This is a genomic window from Bartonella sp. TT29SHDZB (assembly GCF_042193395.1).
Taxonomy (GTDB): Bacteria; Pseudomonadota; Alphaproteobacteria; order Rhizobiales; family Rhizobiaceae; genus Bartonella.
Map to the genome: position 1 here is coordinate 1 of NZ_JBHILQ010000067.1, position 2,560 is coordinate 2,560.

The window sequence follows — 2,560 nt, forward strand, 5'->3', positions numbered from 1 at the left end:
ATATACCCCCCTAAATCGCCTTTTTTGACATCATCAAAATCTCTTAAGGCTCTAATTCGAGTTAAGAAATGACCATCAATATATTCACAATCATCAATAAATTCGTATTTTGGAGATGTTTTTTCTGTAGTATTCATACTAATATGTCCTAATCAAGAGTTTTGAAATTGACACCCTATAAGGGGCGTCGGGCGTTCAAAACACGGTGATTAGTCCGTTGTTACGCTTTTCTCATAAGAGTATTTTATGGCGTAACTACACCCGACAAAATTATCATATATGCTAATCATAGCATAAAAGATAGCCAGTTTTTAAAAGCTTTGGAAAGATTGTTTCGTAATCTATCCGCTAATCACAAAGTGTTTTGATCACTTGAGTACTTATATAACAAAATACGTATTTATTGTCAAATAATATTTTATCTTTTTTGATATTTTTTTGTATTTTTTAAATACGTTGTGTATTGATAATATCTTATGCTTATTAATTGCTTCTTTTATGTTTATGTGCTTTTAAAGCTATATTACGGGCTTTGTGAAACGATTGCGTATTTTCTAAATCTTATACATTTATAATATTTTAGAAACGCTCTCATAATGCGTATTTTAAACTTTATAACCTATCAATTTTGTCACTAAATGGCTTTTAAGATTTCTGTTAATTTCTTTTAATAACACATTTTAGACTTAACAGCCTTTATAGGGACTGTCTTTATAACAAATGCTTTCATTTGCATTTTTGCTTTCTCTATAGTTGTTATGTTCTTTATAGCCATGGCATCATTTTTCATGTTCATAAGAGAAATGATAAATAGGATAATTGCGATTTATTGTCTGTTATGAAAACACTTATGAAAACATCTCAATAGAAACTGATAATTATAGAGATTAGCAAAATCCTTTTTAATAGGCTTTTGTTATTTTGATTAGTTCTTTTTAAAAGATAAAATTATATTTTTAGTGAGTGATTAACACGTGTCTTATGAAAAGCGTATGAAATTAAAAATTGATTACGTTATCAAAATCCCTTTTATGCATTTTAATCAGTTCTTTTGAATGATAACCTTATGATTTAGAGAATGATTACAACGTGCTTTATGAAAATCATGTGATTCTTTAAAGCTTTTCAAAAGATAGCTTGTAACTCATAAGAGATGCTATCAAGATCATTATGGTTATGAGTTTTGACGGGTTTTTGAGTTTTGAGGGTTGCCCCTTTTAGATAAAAAAACGATAAAAATTAAAAATGTTATTTTTCAATATGTTAATATTTTATAGATCTTAAAAAAACAACCCATATTGATAATATAACCTCTAAATTCAATCAATAATATACGTTTTGAGGGAGGGGTGACGGTTTTTACACCTTCAAAACCTATAAGCAAAATGAATATACATAACACACTTTAAACAAAGCTTTTGATAACAATAAAGCTATCCATTTTAGATTACGGTATAACCTCTTAAAGGCAATGTAAAAAAATCTAATTCTATTTAAGAGTGGATTTCTTAAATTTTGCAAAACAATCTAAAAAAATTATTTAAAAGTTCAAATCGTATCTTTGATTTGAATTATAAATACATTATTAGACTTTTGATATTAATCAAAGGTTTATGATGATGAAGTTTTTTATTTTATTTTGTTTGTTAATACTCACAGCTTGTGGTCCTTGGGATAATCAAGTAACACACTTGACCGGAATTGTTGATCCAAACTACAAGGGACGATTTCAAACCAAAAAGGTGGTTATAGGAGGTGTTGGCATGTCTATTTTTGAGCAAAAAGAACTTGAAGACACCTTTGAGAAATCCCTCGTTAAATACAATGTACAGATATTGAGAGGATTAGAACTTTTCCCTCCAACTCGTAATTATTCCTATAACGAGAAAGAGAAAATTATAACAAATAAAGGCGCAGATGCACTCCTAATAGTTAGCGTTGATAATCGTGATATATCACAGACGTATATCCCGCCAACATATCATCCAGGAACCTCTACAAGTACTATTTCGGAAGTTGGACACTTTACTACCATAAGAACTGTAACGACACCAGGTTATGTGAGCGGTGGACATAATATTAGTAAGCCCGGCATAAGCGTTAGTGTTTACCTTATTCACAATACAAAAAACAAAGAAACCATATGGCTAGCAAAAGGCTCTAGCAATGGAAATGCTTTTGCATCATTTTCTAATCTCATAGTAAGCGTTGCAGAAACAACTGTCGAGAAACTAGCCAAAGAGGGGCTTATCGTCCCAAAGTAGAGTATCTAAAAGTGCAAGTTTCTTCTTTTTAGAATAACGCATATTAAGATTATATGTAAGCAATGTATAAAGGGGGTATAGGAACCTATAGGTATAAGACCTTATACCCCTTGTGCGTTTAGCATACCCATTATGTGAGTATGCCAAATCTATTCAGTTTCTCTAATTTCTAATTTTGGTAAGTTCTTAACAATTTTCATTGTTTCTAAACTTACAGTAATAACCCTTTGAAACAACTCTAATGGATAAGCAGGGTTGCCAATGGTTTCAACAGCATAGTGATTGGCATCATTCAC

1 protein-coding gene is annotated in these 2,560 nt (G+C 30.4%); it reads left to right on the top strand.

Going from position 1 to position 2,560, the window contains the following annotated elements; translation table 11 throughout:
- Positions 1–1,619: 1,619 nt before the first annotated feature.
- Positions 1,620–2,264 (top strand): hypothetical protein, encoded by a 645-nt coding sequence (locus tag ACFIJJ_RS09400; protein ID WP_375643778.1) that lies wholly within the window; start codon positions 1,620–1,622, stop codon positions 2,262–2,264.
- The last annotated feature ends 296 nt before the right edge of the window (positions 2,265–2,560 follow it).